This is a genomic window from Candidatus Uabimicrobium amorphum (genome assembly GCF_009002475.1).
GTDB lineage: Bacteria > Planctomycetota > Uabimicrobiia > Uabimicrobiales > Uabimicrobiaceae > Uabimicrobium > Uabimicrobium amorphum.
The window spans coordinates 9,058,828-9,080,627 of record NZ_AP019860.1 but is presented as its reverse complement, the minus strand read 5'-3'; the positions used below and the strand labels follow the sequence as shown (position 1 = coordinate 9,080,627).

Below are 21,800 nucleotides of genomic sequence, written 5' to 3'. Positions count from 1 at the left end.
ATGTCAGATAAACTCAAAGTATTGCTACAATCATTTCACTTCAATCAAAATTTGATTATTTTTGCTGACACAAAAGCAGTTGCGATCTTGACAATCAATGGAATTTTGATGGGATTTATCGTACCTTTGGGGAAAGTTCTAAAAGGTATGGCAGGGTACTCATTTGGTCTAATGCTAACTCTTTATATTTGTTACTTACTCATCGCATTTACCTGCTGCATATTATGCGTAGCGGTCATCTATCCGCGACCACATCGCCGCGGGGCAGATGTCGCAGATCTATTCAACATGGCAAGTATACAAAAACATTATCCCAACCCAGACGATTCGCAAAGTTACGCCGAAAATTTCGCACAAACAGATATCCACAAACTTGAACATGACTACGCGGTGTTACTACACCGCGAATATTTAGTTTCCGCAAAAAAATATCACTACGTCAAAAAATCAGTATTCTTTTTCTTGATCTCGGTAATCTTTGCCATGACCGTATTTACGATGAATGTCTTTCTCAATATTTGAAAGCAGATGAATGTATACAAAGAGATTGTTAAACGCTATTTTTTGGGCGAGTTTGGTTTTGAGTATCACCGCTTGTGGTACCATACAATCACAAGCGCAACAAAACGATTTTAGTGAAAACAGCGAATACATAGGACCATTTTCGGGAGTGGTATACGACGGAAAATGGTCCGTCTGTAACCCGCTTCGTTTGGTAGATTTACCCGTAAGTCTTGCGGCAGATGTTGTGATTTTTCCTTACACCATATACCGTGCCAATGAAAAATGCCGCGCCGAAAAATGTGAAGCTCCCGAGTAGAGGCTTAGACCTCGCAGCTTAGAATCTGGCTCTAGACCGAAGCCCGCGAATTACCCGTTGATCACTACCCTCCATTGAAGTTTGCTTTTCCTACGTTTACGATAATGATGTTTTCAGTATCAACCTATTTTAGGAGTCAAAAATGAAAAAGACACCAACCATTTTTAAACGAGATGAACAAGATCGAAAAAAAGTGATTGATGAAGTTTACCCTGGATGTGAGTGGGTATTTGCTGGCGAAGGAGTTGCTACACGTAAATACGATGGTACATGTGTAAAAATAGAAGATGGTAAATATTTTAAACGCCGCGAAGTAAAAAAAGGTAAGAGTATCCCAGACGGATTTATCCAAGAGGTACTTGACGAAACTACGGGAAAGCGTTTTGGTTGGATGGAAGTTGATCCTGAACTAGCGGAGAATAAATGGCACATGGAGGCCTTTGACGCGTCTTTGACACCTGGTACTTACGAGCTTGTTGGTCCAAAAATCCAAGGTAATTTAGAGGGCTATGAGACACATACACTAGTCAAACACAGCGATGCTGAGAAATACGATGACGTCCCAAGATCGTTTTCGGGCATATCTCAATGGCTAGAAGATAAAGATGTAGAAGGACTTGTTTTTCATCATCCAGATGGGCGTATGGCAAAAATCAAAAAACGTGACTTTGGATTAAAACGATAAACAGTTTTATTGGGTGTCCTCTCCAAGTTATAGAATTTAGATTTTGTGACAAATCAAGTGAGGACACAATAAATGTTTTATATTCACAATATAAAAATCCTATTTGTCGAATATTTCTGATCACTTTATTCCATTACAGGCACAAAAGAAACTTACATTTGGTCAATTTTGAAAGGGCGGTCATGAGCAAAATAGTACTTTTCATTTTTATTTTATCTTCCATTATCGCAGAAAATTGGGGACATCGGGCTGGTGTAGATCACTATACAAATTTACCTGAAAACTCTTTGTACATTTTAGAAAAATCATTAAACACCATTCAGGACAATGAAAATTTTGTGTATCTTGAGTTTGATATTCAAGAAACATTTGATGGAAAGATTGTCGTATTTCATGACAAAAAATTAAAAAGAATGTTGCCCAATGCCGGTGATAATCGCGAAATATTTTCGGTGCTATATCAAAAACAAAAATTCATAGAGCGAATGAAACAACTATATGGGAAAACGCCGAAGGCACATGATTTAAAAATTGCTGATTTGACATTAAGTGAATTAAAAACCTTGTACTTAAATGGAAATAAAGATAACTTACAACAGCGCATACCAGAGTTAAGTGAATTTTTAGCTTCATGCGAAAAACATAAATTAATCAAGCCCATGGTAGTAGAAATAAAATACTTGAAAACAGAAGAAGCTCGGGAAGATTTATTTAACGAAATCCTAGTCTTCAGAGATCGTTATGTCAGTCAAATCAACGTGATCAAAGAAAAGGACTACGACTTTCCTTTTGAGATAGGATTTATGTGCTTTTATAGCAACTGGACATCCTCATATGGGTCAAAAGAAAATCGCGAACGCTGGTGTCAAATCTTAAAAGATCATGATTTTTACGGTATGTTTATGCCCATTACACATTGGAGCCATTGCGGCTTAGAAAAAAACGCTCAAAAACAGTAGAAATTGGCAATCGTATAAAAGCTCAATATCTTTTGAAACAATCGTCAACTCTTTTGTAAATATATTCTGCTATATTCCAATACAGCTCAACTAGCTTCCGATTTGCAATTCTAATATAATTCTCTTTTGATGAAGTAATTAGCTTTACAACTTCATTTCAATTTTCTTTAACATCTTAGTTACCTTTTGTCTCAACATGTTGAGACAAAAGGTAGCCGAGTTTCTGAAGGCAGTTAATACAAACAGGAAAATATGATTTTAAAATTAGAGTGATACAAGTGTAATTTTTCAACTCAATAGTTATCATTGTTATCAAACACTATGAATCCGTATATTCGCACAAAACCCATATTGCCCAAATCTTAGACCAATGGATTTTGCCTTGAACAAACTTCGTCCACAAATCAGTACAGAATTTGTCATTGAGAGCTGATTTTGTGACTTTGTCATGGAAAGATTCGCGACCATGATCCTGCAACCACCTTGCAAAAGGAACGACAAAACCTTGTTTTTTGCGATACGCTACTTCTTTGGGGAGCAAATCAGCAAAAGATTCCACGAGTAAACATTTGGGAAATCTTTTGGATAGGCGCAAGTGCTCTTCAATACAAAAAATGTCTTTGAGGAATGAGGCATCTAAGAAGGGAACTCGAATTTCCAAGGAATGCCCCATGCCCATCACATCGCTATCGCGAAGTAACTGATTTTTCATATACAAATCTAGTTCTAAATGACTTATATAATTACGCGGCGAACACCTGGGTGTCTCCAATTCCAATTGCTGTAAAAAATCCCAAATCGATTTTTCAGATTTTCCCAATAACATAGCGATTTCATCGGGACGAAAAAAACCGCGCAGTACTAAATAGTACCTATATGGATTATTCAATTGCAAAAAAGTCAAGCGTTTCAAGTTATGGGGCAACAGCAAACCCAACTTCGCAAATAATTTTGGGAGAAATAGATTCAAAAGCTTTTCCCCGTGGCCAAAAGTTGTGTACCCGGCAAAAAGTTCGTCTCCTCCAATACCAGCAAGAACAGCCTTCAAACCTGCTTGTTGTGCGCACCTTGAGACAAAGTAGGAATTTACTCCATCGGTGGTTGGTTGGTCCATTTTTTGAAAAATATCTGGCAGCGATTCAAAAAAGTCTTGGTAGGTAATTTTATGGGCGGTGTGTTTGCTCGATATTTTATCCACAATCATTTGTTGGTATTTTTCTTCGGAGTAGGAGCTATCATCAAAAACAATAGACAGTGTACACAAATCACTTTTAAACTGCTTGGCGACAAGAGCGATAAGGCTAGAGTCTATTCCTCCGCTGAGAAAAATACCAAGAGGTGCGTCAGAAATGAGATGCCTTTCAATGGCGTTTTGCAATGAATTTCTCACGGTCGCAATCGCCGTATCGTAGTCTGTTATTGCTTCGCTAAAATCAAACTGGGCATAGCAGTGCTGTTGTTTGATGATTTTGCCATTCATATTAAATTTACAAAATGTGCCTTTTGCCAACATATGCACGTTGTGTAAAATGGTATATGGCTCCGGAATGTGGCCAAACGACAAGAACAATTCTTGCCAATGGTCACTTTTTTTCCACTGTGCGTCATAGTGATAAAACGCGCGAATCTCCGAAGCAAATATCAATTCATGATCGTCGTAATAAAAATAGAGAGGTTTTATTCCACTGTGATCTCTTACTAGATATAGAGTATTGTTTCGCTTGTCTAGTAGCGCAAAAGCAAACATTCCATGTAGTTTTTCAAAACTGTCTTCGCCCCACTCTAAATAGGCTTTGATAATGACTTCGGTGTCTGATTCAGAGACAAAATGGTGTCCCTCTTTCTCTAAAAGCAATTTCAACTCGCGAAAGTTATAGACCTCTCCGTTGTAGACAACGACAATATCATCTGCGATAAAAGGCTGATGAGCATCTTGCGACAGGTCAATGATCGACAAACGTCGATGTCCCATCGCGATGTTTTTTCCCAAATAGAAACCGCAATCATCTGGGCCACCGTGGGACAAAGAGTCGCGCATTTTTTCAACGATAGAGGTTTCTATTTTTTTTTGGGTACTGAGTACTCCGACGATTCTGCACATGTGAAATTCTTTTCAAATATTGGTTGATAAAAACGACTACGAAAAAAACATATGCGCGTTTTTGGAAAATATTTTATCTTTTATACTACTCGAAGTTTTTAGGTGCTCAATTCTTCTCACCTCAAAAGGGAAATAGTAGTACGGTGAACCACTACCAAATAGTACGCGTTCACTACCCAGTTTATCGATCGCATCTTCGATATAGTCTTCGCGATAGATACCACTGGTTTCAAAAAAAGTATTTTCATGGTCGCGAAAAATCTCAAAAGCTTCCGCCATGTGCATACCGCTGATGTTAATTTGCCCACCATGCGTTATGATAAAGCGTACATCGGGAAATGCGCTCACGAGTGGTTGCACTTGCGCACTATGGGAAAACGGCAAATATCCGCAAGCGAGCATAACGGCGAGATTTTTACTTTTTGCTTCTTCGACGACTTGCTTCACCAGAGGATTTGTGGGATAGATTTGCTCTTCGAAAAAATGCAAAAATAGCACCGGACTTTTTGTTTCTTTGACCATGCGTAGCGCCTGTTCATTACGCCAGGGGTCTACACGTAAAATGTGATGTAAATCCTCATGATTTTGCGCGAGATCACACAAATCGCCGTTGGGTTTTTCATAGTCGTAGTCAAACGGCTTTGTCGGTATCACCGCTGCTTTTGTGAGAGAATATTCTTTTTGTAATTGCTGCACATTTTCTAAGAAAAAATCCTTGTGAAATAAAGATTTTCCCAGGTACATATGAATGTCAAAAATACTCATTTGGATCCTAACAATTGCATAATGTTATCGTGAAATATTTGTTTTTCGTCTTGTGCATCCAGCTGCAAAACGGTTATTTTTTCCACCTCCAATTTAGGCAAGCATCCTGGACCATCGCTACCAAAAATCACGCGATGTGCTCCCAATTCTTTCACGGCTTTTTCGATGATTTTTGGATTTGGGGTCGCCGAAGTTTCCAAATAGCAATTTTCATAGTCTTTTGCCACGGCAATGGCATCTTCGACGTGAAAATATCCCCCCATATGTCCAAGAATCACTTTCGCGTCGGGAACTTTCTTCAGTAGTTTCGCAATTTGCAGCGGAAGTGTCCATTCTTCATCTCCACAATGAAACAAAGTGGGGACTCCTAACTCACACGCCTTTTCTACAAACATAACCGTTAAGGGATCAGCTGGGTGTATAGATGTCCCGACAGGGTGAAATTTTAAGCCGCGTATCCCGTCTTCCACAACGGACTTTTCGAATATTTCCACCCCTTCTTTTCCACCACCTGGGTGCATGCGCGCAAAACCCATTAAGCGCTCAGGAAATTTTTTGACCGACGCAATCGTATATTCAAGAAGACTTAGATCTTCGGGTAAAATCTCTCCATATGGCATAATCACCGCTTTGGAGATATTGGCCTCATCCATCAGTTTTACAATTCTTTCTGGAGGAGAGTCCCACATGTGATTGGGCAATGAATGAACATGTGTATGCCCATCTATTATGTCAAAATTCATAAATCACTTTCTAAAAAATCAGAAAAACGTTTTTCCATAAAGCATTATATTATATAATTGAATGAAAATGTTTATCTTGCAAATTTCATATAGTATATAAATTACAAGAATAGGAAGGTCAGATGCTAAGAAAAGCAATATTTATTATTTTCGTAACTGCATTCGTTTGCAGTGAAAAACTTCCTGTTGTTTATTTTAACTTACAAGTATTCAATTCTCCAACTATTGTCAGTGAATTGACAGAAGAATTTCATTCATATGTGAGTTATCAACAAGATACTATTCCAGCGTCTATAAACAACAGCTATTCCAAATCAGCTCCTACACACAATCCTTTTTACAATAGTGACGAACAACCACAAGAAAGTTTCTACAGTTTGAGTAACCCACGACTGATAGAAGGTCTTCTCGCCAATGGTTATCACGTCAATGTCTATATGTGGGTTGTGAAAGACGAGAAACCTGTTTTTGGAACCACATGCACCATCGTAGGTTATAATCGCGAAGAAAGTACCTTTATTGGACAAAACAGTAACGGTACCGAAAGTAAGATTTCCTACGAATATGCTGCGAAAAATTTTCGTCTTGCCGAAGTATACAGTGAAAATCCGAGTGAAAATAACTGGAAATGCTTGGCATACTCGATGACAGAAGATCCGACAAAACCTTTGCAGGTAGATCTAACAACATCTTCTTTTATCGGAACTTCCGAAAAAATTTCTCAGCAAATTACCGCAAATGACTGGTTGATGCAAGACGTAGCATGTCAGGCGCACATCGTTCCGCAAAAGCTCAACCTGCGTGAAAAGGAAGCCAGCGCCAAGTTCAGCATGCAAATCAAAAAGAAGAAACTGTCTTCTAAAGGTTGTGGTGGATTTATTTGGTGGCCAACGGGTTCGAAGGAATGGGACACCATCGTGTGGGACTCAGAGAAGAAAGGCCGTATCCTTTACCTTGATCCTACCATGCCGATTGATTATCCTAAGTATGGTTCCAAAAACTATATCCACAACCGTCACGCCAGATGCCACCCTTGTGGTAATAGTACCATGGTACCAGGTGTGTGGGTCAATGTGAAAATCGAAGGCAACATCATTCGCACCAGAATCGTCAAGAAAAGTACATGCAACATAGGTCATGGATACTTGGACAAATACGGTAACTCCACAGCAACTGTTGTTGGTCTTATCAATGTATGGGTGGCAAAATAACCCATCATAAATAAGTAAATTTCCGTATACTACACAAAAAAGCTCCCTGTAAATAAGGGAGCTTTTTTTATTAGACACCAGAGGTTTCTCATGCTGAAAAGAGCTTAGGAAATAAATATTCTACATATCAATACGAAGAGACGGAATCCTTTCGATTTCATTTGGTAACTTTGTTATTTCTGTATCCCACAAAGATAACAAAACAAGAGAAGTAAGTTTTCCCATCTCTTTAGGCAATTCGGTTATGCTTGTTTCATCCAGATATAGCTCCTTAAGCGAAGAAAGTTCTCCAATTTCCTTGGGTAGCTCTGTTATTTTTGTCTCACTCAAGTTTAAACAAGTAAGACAAGAAAGCCTTCCGATCTCTTTGGGCAACTCCACTACTTTTGCTTTACTTAAATCCAAATGCGTAAGAGCAGATAGTTCTTTTATCTCTTTTGGTAGCGTTGTTATTATTGTATTATCCAAATAGAGATCCGTAAGGCATGACAATTGCCCTAATTCATTAGGTAAATCTACTATTTTTGTTCCACTTAAATCTAGATGAGTAAGAGCCGATAGTGCTTTTATCTCTTTTGGCAATTCGACTATTTCGGTACAACTCAAGCCTAGTTCGCGAAGAGAAGTGAGTCCTTTTATCTCTTTTGGCAACGCGGTTATTTTTGTATCGCTCAAGTATAGATGAGTAAGAGCAGTAAGTTCCTTTATCTCTTTTGGCAACGCGGTTATTTTTGTATAGCTTAAGTACAGCTGAGTAAGAGAGGTTAGTTTTTTTATCTCCTTTGGTAAACCTGTTATTTCTGTGCAAACCAAGTTGAGATAAGTAAGAGAGCTTAGTTGAAATATCTCTTTTGGTACCTCTGTTATTTTTATCTCATTTAGGTACAGATGGGTAAGAGAGGTTAATTCTCCTATCTCTTTTGGCAACTCCATTACTTTTGTCCCCTTCAAGTATAGATGAGTAAGAGAGGTTAGTTCTCCTATCTCTTTGGGTAACTCTGTAATATTTGTATAACTCATATCTAGATGGATAAGACCGGTAAGTTTCTTTATCTCTTTTGGCAGCTCTGTTGTTTCTGCGCAACTCAAGTTGAGTATTGTAAGAGAACATAGTAATCCAACTTCTCTGGGTAATTTTGTTATTTTTGTTCTACACGAACATAGATGAGTAAGAGCGGTTAGTTCTCCTATCTCTTTGGGTAACTCTGTGATCTCTGATCCAGTTAAATCCAAGAGAGTGAGAGCAGATAGCTGACCAATCTCTTGTGGTAACTTTGCGATCTTTGTATCACCTAAGTATAGATCAGTAAGGGAGGTTAGTTCCTCGATCTCTTTGGGTAACTCTGTTATTTCTGATCCATTTAAATTGAGATGGGTGAGGGATGATAGCTTACCGATCTCTTGTGGTAGCTTTACGATCATTGTATTATTCAAATATAGATGAGTAAGAGAGGTTAATTCTCCTATCTCTTTGGGTAACTCTGTGATATCTGTTTCACTTAAATTGAGATGGGTGAGGGCTGATAGCTGACCAATCTCTTGTGGTAGCTTTACGATCATTGTATTATTCAAGTATAGATGAGTAAGAGAGGTTAGTTCTCCTATCTCTTTGGGTAAATCTGTAATATCTGATCCAGTTAAATTGAAATGGGTGAGAGCTGATAGCTTACAAATCTCTTGTGGTAGCTTTACGATCATTGTATTATTCAAATATAGATGAGTAAGAGAGGTTAGTTCTCCTATCTCTTTAGGTAAATCTGTGATCTCTGTCTCACTTAAATTGAGATGGGTCAGAAAAGCTAATTTAAATATATCTTCTGGTACCTCTGTTATTTCTGCACCACTCAAGTCAAGACAGAACTTACTCGAGAAACTACAATTAATGAAACGACTATTTACTATTTTGCAAAAGTTTACATCTGTGCGAAAACTACAATTTTCGAAAATGCAACCATTTGCTTCGTACTTTTCGTCTTGGCCTAGAAAAAAAGTACAACCATGGTACGAAGTATCATTCTCTATTTCGTCTAATGATTTCAATTTTACTTCCATTGACAACATCCTCATTTATTTTTCGTTTTGCGCTTTTGAATCAAATAAACAATAAAAGAGTATACACTGGAAAACTTATACTCGCGATCTACGTATTTTTCGATGACATAAAACATGAAGTAGTAACTTCGCGCAGAGCTCCAAATCAACACGCCAATAAGCATCGCTCTTCGCCATATTGCGCCTTCAAATAACAGCAATAATGCACTTGTAACTACGATAAAAATAAATAAAAACCCTTTGACATAAATCCAAAATAAATTAAGATCGTCACCTAGTTTCATCTTTGTCTACTTTCATCTTTGTCTACTTTCATAAACTCTTTTGACTTTTATGATTTATTTGCTGAGCTGCGTTCACGTATATTTTGAAATGTGATAATCGTCTACGGCATAACACAAATAAAGAATAGCTTCCATCTACGAAAACGATACTATCTCCTTATAGCATGTTTTATCTCTTCGGGTACATCTGTTATTCCTGTTCCTCTCAAACTTATCCTATTTAGAGAGGTCAATTCTCCTATCTCTTTTGGCAACTCTGTTATTTTCGTATAATCAAGGTATAAATACGTAAGAGAGGTCAGTTGTCCTATCTCCTTGGGCAACTTTGTTATTCCTGTATAATCGAGGTATAAATACGTAAGAGATGTGAGTTGTCCTATTTCTTTCGGTAACTCTGTTATTTCTGATTCTTTCAAACCTAGGTGCGTAAGCGAAGACAGTTGCCCTATTTCTTTCGGCAACTTTGTTATTTTAGACTCACTAATATATAACAGTTCAAGAGAATTTAGTGCTCCTATTTCTTTCGGCAACTTCGTTATATTTGTATCACATACGTATAGATAAGTAAGAGAGGTTAACCCTCTTATCTCTTTTGGTAACTCTTTTATTTCCGTAGCAATGAGGTTTAAATTTATAAGAGAATTTAGTTGTCCTATCTCCTTGGGCAACTTTGTTATTTTTGCGCCTATCATAGATAACTCCGTAAGAGAGGCGAGTTGTCCGATTTCCTTGGGTAACTCTTTGATTTCGGTATTACACAGAGATAAGTGTGTTAGTGAAGAAAGCTTCCCAATGTGTTGTGGCAATGCCACGATCCTTGTTGAGTCCACATGCAACTCTACTAGAGAAGTGAGTCGTCCGATCTCTTGTGGTAACTTCGTTACTGCTGTGTAACTTAATGTGAGTCGTGTAAGAGAAGTTAACTTTCCTATTTCTTTTGGCAATTCGGTTAGTTTTGTATGGTCTAATCTGAGGTGTGTGAGCGAAGTTAGTTGCCCAATCTCTTTTGGCAACTCTGTTATTTCTGTTTTACCCAGACTTAGGTCAGTGAGTAAAGTTAGTTGCCCGATCTCTTTTGGCAACTCTGTTATTTCTGTCTCATCCAAACTTAGGTCAGTGAGCGAAGTTAGCTGCCCGATCTCTTTTGGCAACTCTGTTATTTCTGTCTCATTCAAACTTAGGTGAGTGAGCGAAGTTAGTTGCCATATCTCTTTTGGCAGCTCTGCTATTTTTGTTTTCACCAGACCTAGATGAGTGAGCGAAGTTAGTTTTCCTATTTCTTTTGGTAACTTTCTTATTTTTGTTCTGCCCACATCGAGGTGAGTGAGCGAAGTTAGTTGCCCTATTTCTTTTGGTAGATTTCTTATTCTTATTTCTGTTGAACTCACATCTAAATATGTGAGAAAAGTTAGTTTCCATATCTCTTTTGGTAGCTTCGTGATTCCTGTTCTACTCAAATTGAGGTAAGTCAGCGAAGTCAGTTGCCCGATCTCTTTTGGCAGCTCTGTTATTTCTGTTCTACTCAAATCTAGATGAGTCAGCGAAGTTAGTTTCCATATCTCTTTTGGCAGCTCTGTTATTCCCGTTCCCCCCAAATCCAAACAAAACTTACTAGAAAAATTACAGTTCACAAAACGACAATTTTCGATGTTCGAAAAATGGACATCTGTGCGAAAACTACAATTTTCAAAATGGCAACTTTCGATGGAAAGTACTCCATTTACAAAAAAAGCACAATCATAGTACGAAGTATTATTTTTTATTTTTTTCAATGATTTCGCTTTGACTTTCATTGAGCCCATCCTCATTCATCTCATATTTAATGACAAGCATTGTAACTTATAGTGATCTATCATTTTTCGTGCATATTTCAAAAACTAGTTTGTATCTAAAAGCTTGATTTTACAAGCAAAAAGTACTTTAATTAAGGTAGGAATAAAACAAAGAGTCTACGATGAGGGAAATCAACATGAAAAAATACTTATGGCTTTTACTGATCATTGCGAGTGTCTACGCCGAAGAGTACACAATGGGTGGCTTTGAAATTATGGGCAACAAAACCATGACGCGCGAACAAGTAAAGGAGTTGTACCCTATTTCTCCGCAAGACATTTACACTCCGCAAAATGCGATGCAATACTATAAACGCTTGATGTCCTACAACAAAGAACTAAAAGACAAATACAATTTGTACCATGTCGACGCGACGATTGTTTCCTATCTCAATTTTAAATTTTACGTGGTCATCGATATCGTCGAAAAAAGTGAACAGCAACGCGCACAATTTCGTAAAGCTCCGGAAGAAGAAATCGAGTTTGTCACCAAAGAAACTTTAAAGTTGTATCAAAAACTACAAAAGAGACAGCAACAATTGTTTGAACAAGGAAAAGCGGTAAACGAAATTGTAAAAGACGGAAAATATCGCGACTACAGTGATCCGCAAATGCATGAAATTGTACTAAAACTCATCGAACAAGTTCCTGCACAACGCGAAAATATATTACACGTTTTGCGATACTCCAAAAATACTTGGCATCGTATGCAAGCAGCGACTCTTCTCAATTGGGCATTAAAACCTGCGGAGAGCATCGCCGTGGCACACACTTTTCTTGATGACCCCAGCGTAGGAGTACGCAATAATATTTCGCGATTTATGATGCCTTTTACATCGTATATTAAAGACCCAAAACTCATTCGCGCCATTAGCGACTCTTTAATAACGCAGCTACATCGTCCTTCACATGGTGATCGCAACAAAGCGTTGTATTCGCTTCTTACGATTGCGGAAATTTCACCGCAAAATCATGCGTATATATTGGAAAAAAGTAGAGGTATATTAGAACACATCGCCGAAAACAGCGTACTAGAAAATGTACAAAAACCAGCGCAAGATTTGTTAAAAAAACGCGTGAGTGAATAGAAACGTGCATTCACCTGTATTCGAAGGACGGGCGGACACTAGGTCCGCCCCTACATTTCACCACGATTCCCGTTGTCCCTAGCTACACAAAAAAAGCACTCTACCAATTGTAATGATAGAGTGCTTTTATAATCGAAAAGACGTCTAGAACTATTTCTTTTGTTCTAACAATTGCTTTTGTTGCTCTTCTAGAAGGTCGCAACGGCTGCGATTGCTGCGTACATTGACCATATTGCAGTTTTTGCCGGGATGTTTGTGGCTCTTAGAACGTTCACCAGGAACTAGTGTAAAAAACTTGATTACCGCTTCTGCGTCTTTTGCTAAATTAGCAGAGTGTGCAAGTTCTAACAACATAGTCCAGATACCGTGAGCGTTGTAGCACCAATCTTCAAATGCACCAGTCGCGGGATAAATCACATCTGCGTGTGTACCGGTACGATAGTTGTTGATCTTGCAACATTCTTTACCGATCATGTCGTAGATTTTATGATCTGCGGTTTTGGTTTTTTTGGTGTACATTCCCCATGGGTAAGTAAAAGTTCCGATGTAACCGTGAACGGTTACGGCACCCAAAATATTGTTTCTTTCTACAAAGTTCGCAATATTTTGTGTACTCATTAATTTGAAGTATGAGTTGCTATCACACGGATCAGGATAGTCGCGATTTGGATCGTGAGAGTATCCGTTTTTATCGCGTTCTGCACGACTGTAGGCGTTAAAACCACCGATGTTAAGTACAGGTACTACATAGATGACAGAAGCAGATAATCTCGCGTAATGCTCATGGTTACGATTTTTAAGAATCTTTACCATTTGTTCTGCTGCTTCTACGCACAAATAAGCACTTTGGCGTTCGTTTCCGTGGTGAGTACCAACTAACAAATAGTTTTTTTTCTCTTCGTCAACTTTAAACGTAGCATTTTCAATTTTTACGCCGCGGATATCTTGGCCTTGGTCGTTCTTTCCAATATCCATCCACTGTGCGATCTCAGAGTTGTTGTCAACTAAGTTTGTCAAACTATTAATGATCTTATCATACTCTGCACTCCAAACACTTGCACAGAGAATCAAAGCAATAAATAAATGTCTCATTAAGACCTCCTAAATGTCGCCAAGGAAAAGCAACATTTCTTCAGAATCGGTTTTATCTTCTTCGTAAGGTAAAATATCTTAAGAAGTGAAACTATATGATGAGGATATTTTAGCAAATGTTTGAGTGTATTTGCCAGAGAAATCTCCCCGTTTGCTTTTAAGGTATGTGTTAAATCGGGCAAACGCATAGCGAAGGTATCAAGAACCACGCGAATGGAAAGTAGATCTTGCGACTGCTCCGCTAGCCAAAAACCTTCCATATCAACAACCCATGCACCTTTCTCATAAAGCCTTGTCTTTTCACTTTGTGCGGCAATGACTCTGTCTGCGGTATATACGCTTTGATGATATGCACAAATTCCTTCTTTGTTGAGATGAGCAACGAACTGTGTGGCGAAATCAGTGTGTTTTTTGCAGGTAATCTCTTTATCATTGTGCATAAAATGACTACTCACCACAATATCTCCTGTTTTTAATTCAGGAGACAAAGCTCCTCCATAACCAACAACAACTGGAAATTCACAAGGGATAATGTTTTGTTTACCTACACCAAAGCATGTGCAATAAAAATCAGAGACCTCATAAATAACGCCACTTTTATGCGAGGAATAAATCGCTTGTAGTTCATTGGTGGTAGGAAATAAAAATAATAGGTCCATTATTTCATTTCAAAAAGAGTAATAGGTGCGAGATTCTTCACCGCAAATGTAGATGTTGTCTTAGTATCAAACAAATTTTCGGTGACAATACGCGGATCAGTAGAAATGGCAACTTCTAACAAGTATCCAGGTATATCGGAACGTAAATCAAACGAGGATTTGCGCGGTTTCACTTCCTCAGAATGGCCATCGATAATATTGCGAAACCATGTTGGCATGCTGTCAAGGGATGTGCTTCTCTTAACCGCCTGCTCTAGCTCCCAGATGCGAATAGTGGCATCTGCGGATGTCGAAATAAAACCCTTCCCATCAGGGCGAAACGCCATGCCGGTGATCTCAGAACTTGAGTGCTGAAAACGCGACACGAGTTTGCCGGTAATGACATCCCACAACAATATAGTGTTATCTGCCGCCGTTGAAATAAGGGAGTTACCGCGAAACATAAGAGAAACGATGGGCTGCGAATGTTCTCTTAGCACATAAAGTTGTTTCCAATCCGAGGTATCCCAAATGCGAATAGTTCTATCATCAGACGCGGAGGCTAAAAATTCTCCACTAGCGCTAAACACCACAAAGTTTACTGCCGCTTTATGCCGCGAGATGACTTTTAATTGTTCATTGTTTTTCGTATCCCAAAGACGAATCGTGTTATCCTCAGAGGCGGAGGCGAGAATTTGATCGTTTGGATGAAATGTAATCGAATTTACCTTGGCAAGGTGTGCATCAAACTGCATTATTTTTTTATGGCGTATTTTACTTGTGGCGCGTTCAATACTCCATAAATTTATGCTTGTGTCTACAGAGCTCGATGCTAAAATACTGGCGTCACTATTGTACTGTATTTGAGTAATGTGCTTTGACTGCGTTGCGAATGAGTATAGAGGGTCAAGACTACCACTATCCCACAAGATAATCTTTCCATCTTCACTCGCCGAAGCGATTTCTTCTCCGTTGTAGCTAAAAACAACCTTAGACATTTTTGCATTGCGGCGTTTTTTCACGCGAATGGGGCGTGAGTCTTTGTGATTCCAAATATGAATATGGTCATGACTAAGTGTCGTAAACAACTTTCCTTGGGGATGATACGCAATATCATGGATTTTTTGGTTTTTATATCCTCTACGCAAAGTAATTTGAGGTTGCGCGGGAATTGTCCATAAGCGCAGCGTTTTATCCTTTGATCCAGAAAGTAATTTTTTTCCATCAGGGCTATACGCAATATCTGTTACAAAATCGGTATGTCCCGTTAAAATTTCCACGGGTGCCCCCGTGGCAATGTCCCAAAGTTGGATATTATTCTCCAGTGCAATAATGAGCATTTGGTCGTCTTTAGTGTACTGTAAACTCTGAACGTTCTTCATATCGTCAATTGTGATGTATGCCTTACCGGTTGCGATATTCCATATCTTAATGACACCATCTCTAGACGCGGTGGCGACCGCATTTCCAATCCCATTGTAGCACACTTTGTGAACAACGTCTTTGTGACCATCATTACCGAACAACATCCACGTTGCTTTTCCTTTTTCTACATCCCAAATGCGAATCGTCTTATCACTAGACGCTGTCGCTAAATATTTTCCCTTCGGACTATAGTGAACCGATTCAATACCTGAATTGTGCCCTTCAAATTCCGCGGTCACTTTTTTGGTGTTAATATTCCAAATTTTCACAAGCCCGTCGTCAGAGACAGAGGCCAGTTCCTTGCCATCCGGGCTAAAGCAAATGTCGTTGATCTTATCTGTGTGCCCAGAAATAATTTTAGTAAGTAGACGCTTTTGTTGCGCATCCCAAATAATGAGATCACTCTTGGAGAATGAAATTAAATAGCGCCCGCCCTTGGTGTAAAAAACGCCGTTGACATCGCTATCGTGTTGTTTGAATTGTTTGATTTTTCGTCCCGAGTTACAATTCCATATACAAATGCTTTTGTCCGAAGAACAAGAGGCCAATTCTTCTGTTTGTGGACGAAATGCGACCCCTTTTACCCAGGAACGATGACCTTGAAATTTAAAAATACGCGTTCCGTTAAAATCCCAGATATAAACATTACTTCCCGCAGATGTGGCAAACATCGTACGTTTGTCGTGAAAATCAATCGCACTTATGTCCGAACTATGGGAAAATCGCTTTTGTTCTTGAAAACGATCATTCCACATAATGGCATTGTAGTCAGAGGAAGTAGAAACACAAATTCGCTTATTAAAATTTCCCTTTAAATCTGTTACCCAGGCGCGATGTTTACGGTATAGTTTTACCAACTTTTTGCTCTGCAAATTCCACAACGCAATTTTTTTATCCTTACCACCGCTGAACAAGAACGGCTTATTTGCAAAGAAAAATAAAGAAATCACCGGTGCGCGATGTGCCGCAAATACTGCGAGAAGCTTTCCTTGCTTCGCGTCCCACAAACAAACACGATTGTCATCTGCGGCGGATGCCAGTAAACTCTTTTGCGGATGAAAGAGTAGTTTGTTAATTTTTCCTGTGTGTTCGCGTAAAACGAAACGTAGTTTGTTTCCCTGCCAAACACACACCGCATTGTCTTCACCACCAGATGCAAGCATACTACCGTCATTGTTATATGCCAAAGCGGTGATCGCCTTATCATGACCGGAGAGTACGGCTTGTTGATTGCCCGAGGGAATTTGCCAAATGCAAATATCGCTGTCCTTAGAGCCAGAAGCAAAAACAGCACCTTTCGGGTGTACGGCAACTTGTGTTATGTCATCATTATGTCCATACAGTGCTACACTACTATCATTTTCGAGGTCCCAAAGTTTTACCTTGCGGTCAAATGACGCCGACGCAAGTAAATTCTTTTGTGGATGAAAAGCAACGTCGGCGATAGTGTCTTTGTGCGCTGAGATCTCGCGAACTTGTTTTCCAGTACTAGTATTCCAAATGCGAATGGTGTTGTCTTTTGCAGAAGATGCGGCTAAATCTCCACGAAAGTTAAATGCGACCGATGTGATCTCTTTGGTGTGGATGGGGAGATGCGATTTTCTCTTACCATCGTTCCATACATGAACATACCGATCTTGGGTGCTCACGAAAAGAGTTTGCGCTTTTTGATGGTATGCCATTCCAATAATTGCCGCGTTGTGGGTAATTTTTTCCCGTGAATTTTTAGATAAGTCCCAATTATTGACCATTCCGTTTTTGTGGCTCGAAAACAGTATGTTGTTGGGAATGAACACCAAATCAGTGATCGGCGACGAAATGCTAATTTTTTGAATAGGTGTACCGTTGTTTTTGTACAAAACAATATGCGCGTCGTTTGCCATAGCTAGAACGGTTCTCTTCGGGCTTACCGCCGTTAATTTTACCTCGCGAAGGCTTGTAAACTTGCGAACGATATCCCCTGTAGAGATATCTAAGTACATGCCACTTTTATACGCGACAAGTAGTAGTTTACTACTTAGGAATTTCATATCTTTGACCGTAATATTTGCCTGCAGCTTCACGCGTCGCCATATCTGAAAAATACCATTTTTTGGCCGAAAAATAATAATTTCACCTTGACCACCAACGACCAAAGTATCCCCGTCATATGCCATACAATTTACCGCAAAAGTGTCACAATATATACTTTGGATTTGTTTACGCGTTTGTAAATTCCACAAACGTATTGTTTTGTCCTCAGACGCAGAAACTAGTATATTCTTATCATGCACAATGTTGCGAATCGCTGCGGCATGTCCCGAAAGAGAAAAACTTTGTTTACCCGTAACAGTACTCCACACGCGAATCTCTTTATCGTTCGCGGCAGTAATCAGTAAGTCATCCTCATCAATACACAACATTTTGTGGATATAATTTCCATACCCAGGATTTGTTTTCCAAATCAAATTTTCTTTTTGCAATGCTAGGCGAATAAAACTGCGATTTTTGCGACGCAAATTTGCACTTGTGTTTTCGGAAAAATCCTTAATCAAATCCAAACCAATCCCCGCATACACACCGCAATTTTTCCACTGCGCATCTTCGTAAGCCTCGTTGGCTTTTTGTAATGCAATTTGTGCAAGTGTTTCTTTGGCTTGTTGTGCCTCTTCGACAACTTTTTTCTTTTGTTTTTCCAAGGCTAAAGCATATCCTTCGGCCTTTTCTTTGGCACGCTTTGCTTCATTTTCGCGATTAATTGCCTCGTTACGACGATAGTACGCATGTTCGCGCTGCCGTGCTGCTTCCGCAGTTTGAATCTCCGTACGCTTTTTCTCTTCTTGCAAAGACAAGGTAAATAGTGTCAACCCCACGATAATAAGAACGATTGCCCCTAAAAGCATGTGACGTAAACGACTATAACGTTTTTGGTGTTTATGGAGATTTTTTTTGGCTTTTTGCACTTTTCCCAGAGTAGTAGACGCCTGCGAGTGGTTGCTTACCTTTAGCAATTCCGCTTGGGCTTCCGCCAAACCAATGTCCCCATTTAATAAAGCAAAATCAGCGTACAAGCTCCGCGCCTGCAATTCTCCGCGATGCGCGGGATAATTTCCACGCCATAGCATTTGCGCCTGCTCGAAAAAAGCCACCGCTTGTGCAAACTCGCTATACAAACGGTTGCGCTGTGTTTCTTGCATTTTTACATGATTTTTCATCAAGTGTTCGACATTGTTTTGACATTTTTGCAAAACAAACCGCGCTTTTTCTTCGATGGCAATACTTTCGCGGTGCTTCAAGTAATCTTCGATGGCTCTTTGGAACTCTTGGATACTTTGGTAACGCGATTCTTTGTTTTTACTTAAAGCTTTATAACAAATTCCCTGCAACTCTTCTGATATATCATCATCAAATTTCGGTAACAACCCTTCGCGGCATGAAATGAGAGACAACCATACTGTTTCTTGATAATGAGGTGGACGCCCGGTGATCAACTCGTAAAGAATGGCCCCCAACAAATACACGTCTGTCCAGGGGCCAATATCACACCCTCGTCCTTCTGCGAGTTCTATCGGAATATAGCTTGGGGTTCCCATTGGCTTCACAACCTCGGATTTGTGAAGTGTTCTTGGTTCTTTTTTTTCATCGCTAATGTCTACGGATATACCCCAGTCCATCACAAAAACTTCACCAAATTTTCCCACCATGATATTGTCGGGTTTCAAGTCGTTGTGGATAATTCCCTTGTTATGGGCATAGGCAACCGCATTACACACGTTGATAAGTATTTTGATGTTGTCAATTAATTTATCATTGCGTTCTTCTTGGGTACTGTTTTCACGTAGAAGCGTCTTCCACGATACGCCATCAATCAGCTTCATCGACAAGATAACATTTTGTTCCTCATCGTAGCTCAGTTGGTACACAGGAACGATGTTGGGATGGTCGAGGTAGGCTGTGACCAAAGCCTCCGAGATAAACTTTTGCCGGTGTGAGGCAATATTACGATTTTGTGGTAGGATTTGTTTTACGGCAATGTCTCTTTTTAAACTAGCTTGTCGACCGCAACTAATCGTACCCATTCCACCGCGATTTATCTCAAAAAATATTTCATAATCATTGCGCCGCGAAGGAATAGATAAATTTCCGTCGCGTAAATTGTCGTCAGTAGTTTGCCCAGAAAGTGTACCTGGTTGTTGTTCGTTGAGCGTTTGTCCAGACAGTGTACCTGGTGGTTGTTGTTCGTTGAGCGTTTGTCCAGACAGTGTGCCTTGGACCACTTCTTCATTCGCTGTGACACCAGACAACGTATCTTTAGGATGAGTGCTTTCGCAATCCGGGCTCATATAAGAAATATCTTCTTCGACCACTATGGGTAAAGGCTCTCCCGAATCGTCCTTGAGTTGTAAACTATCATATAATGAAAATTCATGAGAATCTTTAAACGTCGCATCGCAGCGACTGCCATCAAGATATTCTTCCGATACCATATCTTCCCATATTTTGCGAAAGCTTTTTTCATCCATAATACACCTACTTTTGATCCTCTGCATCTATGTGGGAAACCGTAATTCGCGAATCACCTATACTAAACTTTCCTGGAGAAAGAGCGTAACACTGGCTTTTAGAAGGATTGTGCAACCATAAAGTATTGTTAATATATATAATTTCGATAATGCCATCGCTCTGTGGATAAAGTCTACCTTTGGAATCTATCCCCAAACGAAAGCTTCCAGGTACAAGAGCATAAGAATGCTCAGCACCGTTATCGGGACGTTCCACAAATATTGCCGGAGCAAGATAACTACGACCTTCATTTTCGACACTGTAAACAAGGTTAGGAGACGGAATACTATATATATTTAGATCCAATACCTTGGCGATGTTCACTTGGTGGTGTTTTTGCAATTCAATCATCGCATTGGCTTGCGCTTTTTCTCCATCAACGGTGGTACCATATGTACTGTTCGTGTCCGCAAAATAACTCTTGTTGTTTTTTGATACCAGCTTGCAGTGTTTTCCTGAAATTTTACGCGTAGAACCCTCATTGCCCTTTGCGGGTCGCAAACGCAAACAGACATGTGTGGCTTGCTCCTTCGTCGAATTTCGTCCAAACGAAAGCTCACCCCCACCATAAATAAAAATGGTATAGTCTTCTCGACCATTGAATATCGAAAATTTCGCTTGCTGCATTCGCGTTTTGACATTCGCAATCAGTTCCAACTTTTTGATGCGCGATGTCACACGTTGCATATCTATCTTGCGCAATTCTGGAATCGCATCTTCGATATTTTTCCCATAATGCAACATAAGTTTTTCAATTTTTGCCAGCGCTTTGTTAGGAGAACTTGGTCTCTTACGTGGTTTTTTTGCCATCAATTCGCATAAAAAATCAAAGACTTCTTTACGAACTTCGACATTGGTAATTGGCGGAACTGGTGCGTAAAGATGTTGTTTTAAAATTTCGACCAATCCATCGGCGTTAAAAGGAAGATTCCCGGTCATACATTCGTAAATCATAACACCTACGGCGTATAAGTCACAACGAATGTCTACTTCTTCAGGAGAGTATATTTGCTCCGGAGCCAAGTAGTATGGCGTCCCCACAACATTGTCTTGTTGCGTTAACATTGTACGGTCCGATGATGTAGAGCGTATTAAACCTAAATCCGAAAGTTTTACTGTTCCGTCGCGATGGATCAAAATGTTACCTGGTTTAATATCGCGATGTACCAAGCCAAACTCGTGTATTTTTGCCAGAGCTCTTAGTACTTGACGCCCTATTTTTAGGCAATCAAGTTCCGACAAAGTTCCTTTGGCGATCACATCTTCCAGAGAGCCACCTTCAACAAGTTCACAAGCCAAATACAAAGTGTTGTCTACTTCTCCGGTGTCAAATGTCTTTACGATATTTGGATGTTGTAACTCCATTGCGTATCGAGACTCGCGATTAAAACGCAAACGTGCAACACTAGTATCTTCGTGCTCATTTTCATTGCTAGAAATTAATTTTAAAGCCACTTCTTTGCCATCGGGATCTTTAGCGTGAAAAACCACTCCCATAGAGCCTTTGCCAATAGTAGAAATGATTTCATATTTTCCAAAACTACTACCTATCATTTGTTGTAT

General features: G+C 39.5%; 16 protein-coding genes. 6 read left to right on the top strand and 10 right to left on the bottom strand.

What is annotated here, in order from left to right; all coding sequences use genetic code 11:
• The 4 genes from UABAM_RS31970 (at window position 1) to UABAM_RS31955 (ending at window position 2,464) form a co-directional block, all read left to right on the top strand.
• Window positions 1-522 carry a hypothetical protein gene (locus UABAM_RS31970; protein ID WP_151972198.1) on the top strand — a complete coding sequence of 174 codons (522 nt, stop codon included), beginning with the start codon at window positions 1-3 and terminating at the stop codon, window positions 520-522.
• Between the two features lie 10 nt (window positions 523-532).
• A complete protein-coding gene (locus UABAM_RS31965) occupies window positions 533-820 on the top strand; it encodes a YceK/YidQ family lipoprotein (RefSeq protein ID WP_151972196.1) in 288 nt (95 codons plus the stop codon).
• Between the two features lie 142 nt (window positions 821-962).
• A complete protein-coding gene (locus tag UABAM_RS31960; protein WP_151972194.1) occupies window positions 963-1,505 on the top strand; it encodes a hypothetical protein in 543 nt (180 codons plus the stop codon).
• Window positions 1,506-1,687: 182 nt separating this feature from the next.
• Complete coding sequence (locus tag UABAM_RS31955; RefSeq protein ID WP_151972192.1) at window positions 1,688-2,464, top strand: glycerophosphodiester phosphodiesterase family protein; 777 nt, start codon at window positions 1,688-1,690, stop codon at window positions 2,462-2,464.
• Between the two features lie 319 nt (window positions 2,465-2,783).
• Here UABAM_RS31955 and asnB read toward each other — a convergent pair whose 3' ends face one another.
• From asnB to UABAM_RS31940, 3 genes are read right to left on the bottom strand one after another with little or no spacing between them, the layout of a single operon-like run.
• Complete coding sequence (asnB, locus tag UABAM_RS31950; RefSeq protein ID WP_151972190.1) at window positions 2,784-4,565, bottom strand: asparagine synthase (glutamine-hydrolyzing); 1,782 nt, start codon at window positions 4,563-4,565, stop codon at window positions 2,784-2,786.
• A gap of 36 nt (window positions 4,566-4,601) precedes the next feature.
• Window positions 4,602-5,330, bottom strand: a complete 729-nt coding sequence (locus tag UABAM_RS31945; RefSeq protein ID WP_151972188.1) for an amidohydrolase family protein — start codon at window positions 5,328-5,330, stop codon at window positions 4,602-4,604.
• Entirely contained in the window at window positions 5,327-6,073 is a 747-nt protein-coding gene (locus UABAM_RS31940) for an amidohydrolase family protein (protein ID WP_151972186.1), read from the bottom strand. The genes UABAM_RS31945 and UABAM_RS31940 overlap by 4 nt, the downstream gene beginning before the upstream one ends.
• 122 nt (window positions 6,074-6,195) lie before the next feature.
• On the opposite strand from UABAM_RS31940, the gene UABAM_RS31935 reads away from it, so the two are divergent.
• Window positions 6,196-7,284, top strand: coding sequence for a hypothetical protein (locus UABAM_RS31935; protein ID WP_151972184.1), 1,089 nt, complete (start codon window positions 6,196-6,198; stop codon window positions 7,282-7,284).
• A 120-nt stretch (window positions 7,285-7,404) separates the two neighbouring features.
• Here the strand turns inward: UABAM_RS31935 and UABAM_RS31930 are convergent, their stop codons facing one another.
• The 3 genes from UABAM_RS31930 to UABAM_RS31920 form a co-directional block, all read right to left on the bottom strand.
• Complete coding sequence (locus UABAM_RS31930) at window positions 7,405-9,336, bottom strand: leucine-rich repeat domain-containing protein (protein WP_173013697.1); 1,932 nt, start codon at window positions 9,334-9,336, stop codon at window positions 7,405-7,407.
• Between the two features lie 11 nt (window positions 9,337-9,347).
• Window positions 9,348-9,620, bottom strand: a complete 273-nt coding sequence (locus UABAM_RS31925; protein WP_151972180.1) for a hypothetical protein — start codon at window positions 9,618-9,620, stop codon at window positions 9,348-9,350.
• A gap of 149 nt (window positions 9,621-9,769) precedes the next feature.
• The gene (locus tag UABAM_RS31920) at window positions 9,770-11,413 is read right to left on the bottom strand and encodes a leucine-rich repeat domain-containing protein (RefSeq protein ID WP_173013696.1); all 1,644 of its coding nucleotides are present in this window, start codon (window positions 11,411-11,413) and stop codon (window positions 9,770-9,772) included.
• Between the two features lie 176 nt (window positions 11,414-11,589).
• Between UABAM_RS31920 and UABAM_RS31915 the strand changes: the two genes are divergently transcribed.
• Window positions 11,590-12,540, top strand: coding sequence for a hypothetical protein (locus tag UABAM_RS31915; RefSeq protein ID WP_151972176.1), 951 nt, complete (start codon window positions 11,590-11,592; stop codon window positions 12,538-12,540).
• A 150-nt stretch (window positions 12,541-12,690) separates the two neighbouring features.
• On the opposite strand, the gene UABAM_RS31910 is transcribed toward UABAM_RS31915, so the two are convergent.
• From UABAM_RS31910 to UABAM_RS31895, 4 genes are read right to left on the bottom strand one after another with little or no spacing between them, the layout of a single operon-like run.
• Window positions 12,691-13,632: a M14 family zinc carboxypeptidase gene (locus tag UABAM_RS31910; RefSeq protein ID WP_151972174.1), complete on the bottom strand. Its 942-nt coding sequence runs from the start codon at window positions 13,630-13,632 to the stop codon at window positions 12,691-12,693.
• A complete protein-coding gene (locus UABAM_RS31905) occupies window positions 13,632-14,291 on the bottom strand; it encodes a nucleoside phosphorylase-I family protein (protein ID WP_151972172.1) in 660 nt (219 codons plus the stop codon). Before UABAM_RS31905 ends, UABAM_RS31910 begins: the two co-directional genes overlap by 1 nt.
• Window positions 14,291-20,197 carry a WD40 domain-containing protein gene (locus tag UABAM_RS31900; RefSeq protein ID WP_173013695.1) on the bottom strand — a complete coding sequence of 1,969 codons (5,907 nt, stop codon included), beginning with the start codon at window positions 20,195-20,197 and terminating at the stop codon, window positions 14,291-14,293. Before UABAM_RS31900 ends, UABAM_RS31905 begins: the two co-directional genes overlap by 1 nt.
• A gap of 7 nt (window positions 20,198-20,204) precedes the next feature.
• Window positions 20,205-21,791 (bottom strand): serine/threonine protein kinase, encoded by a 1,587-nt coding sequence (locus tag UABAM_RS31895; RefSeq protein ID WP_151972167.1) that lies wholly within the window; start codon window positions 21,789-21,791, stop codon window positions 20,205-20,207.
• Window positions 21,792-21,800 lie beyond the last annotated feature (9 nt).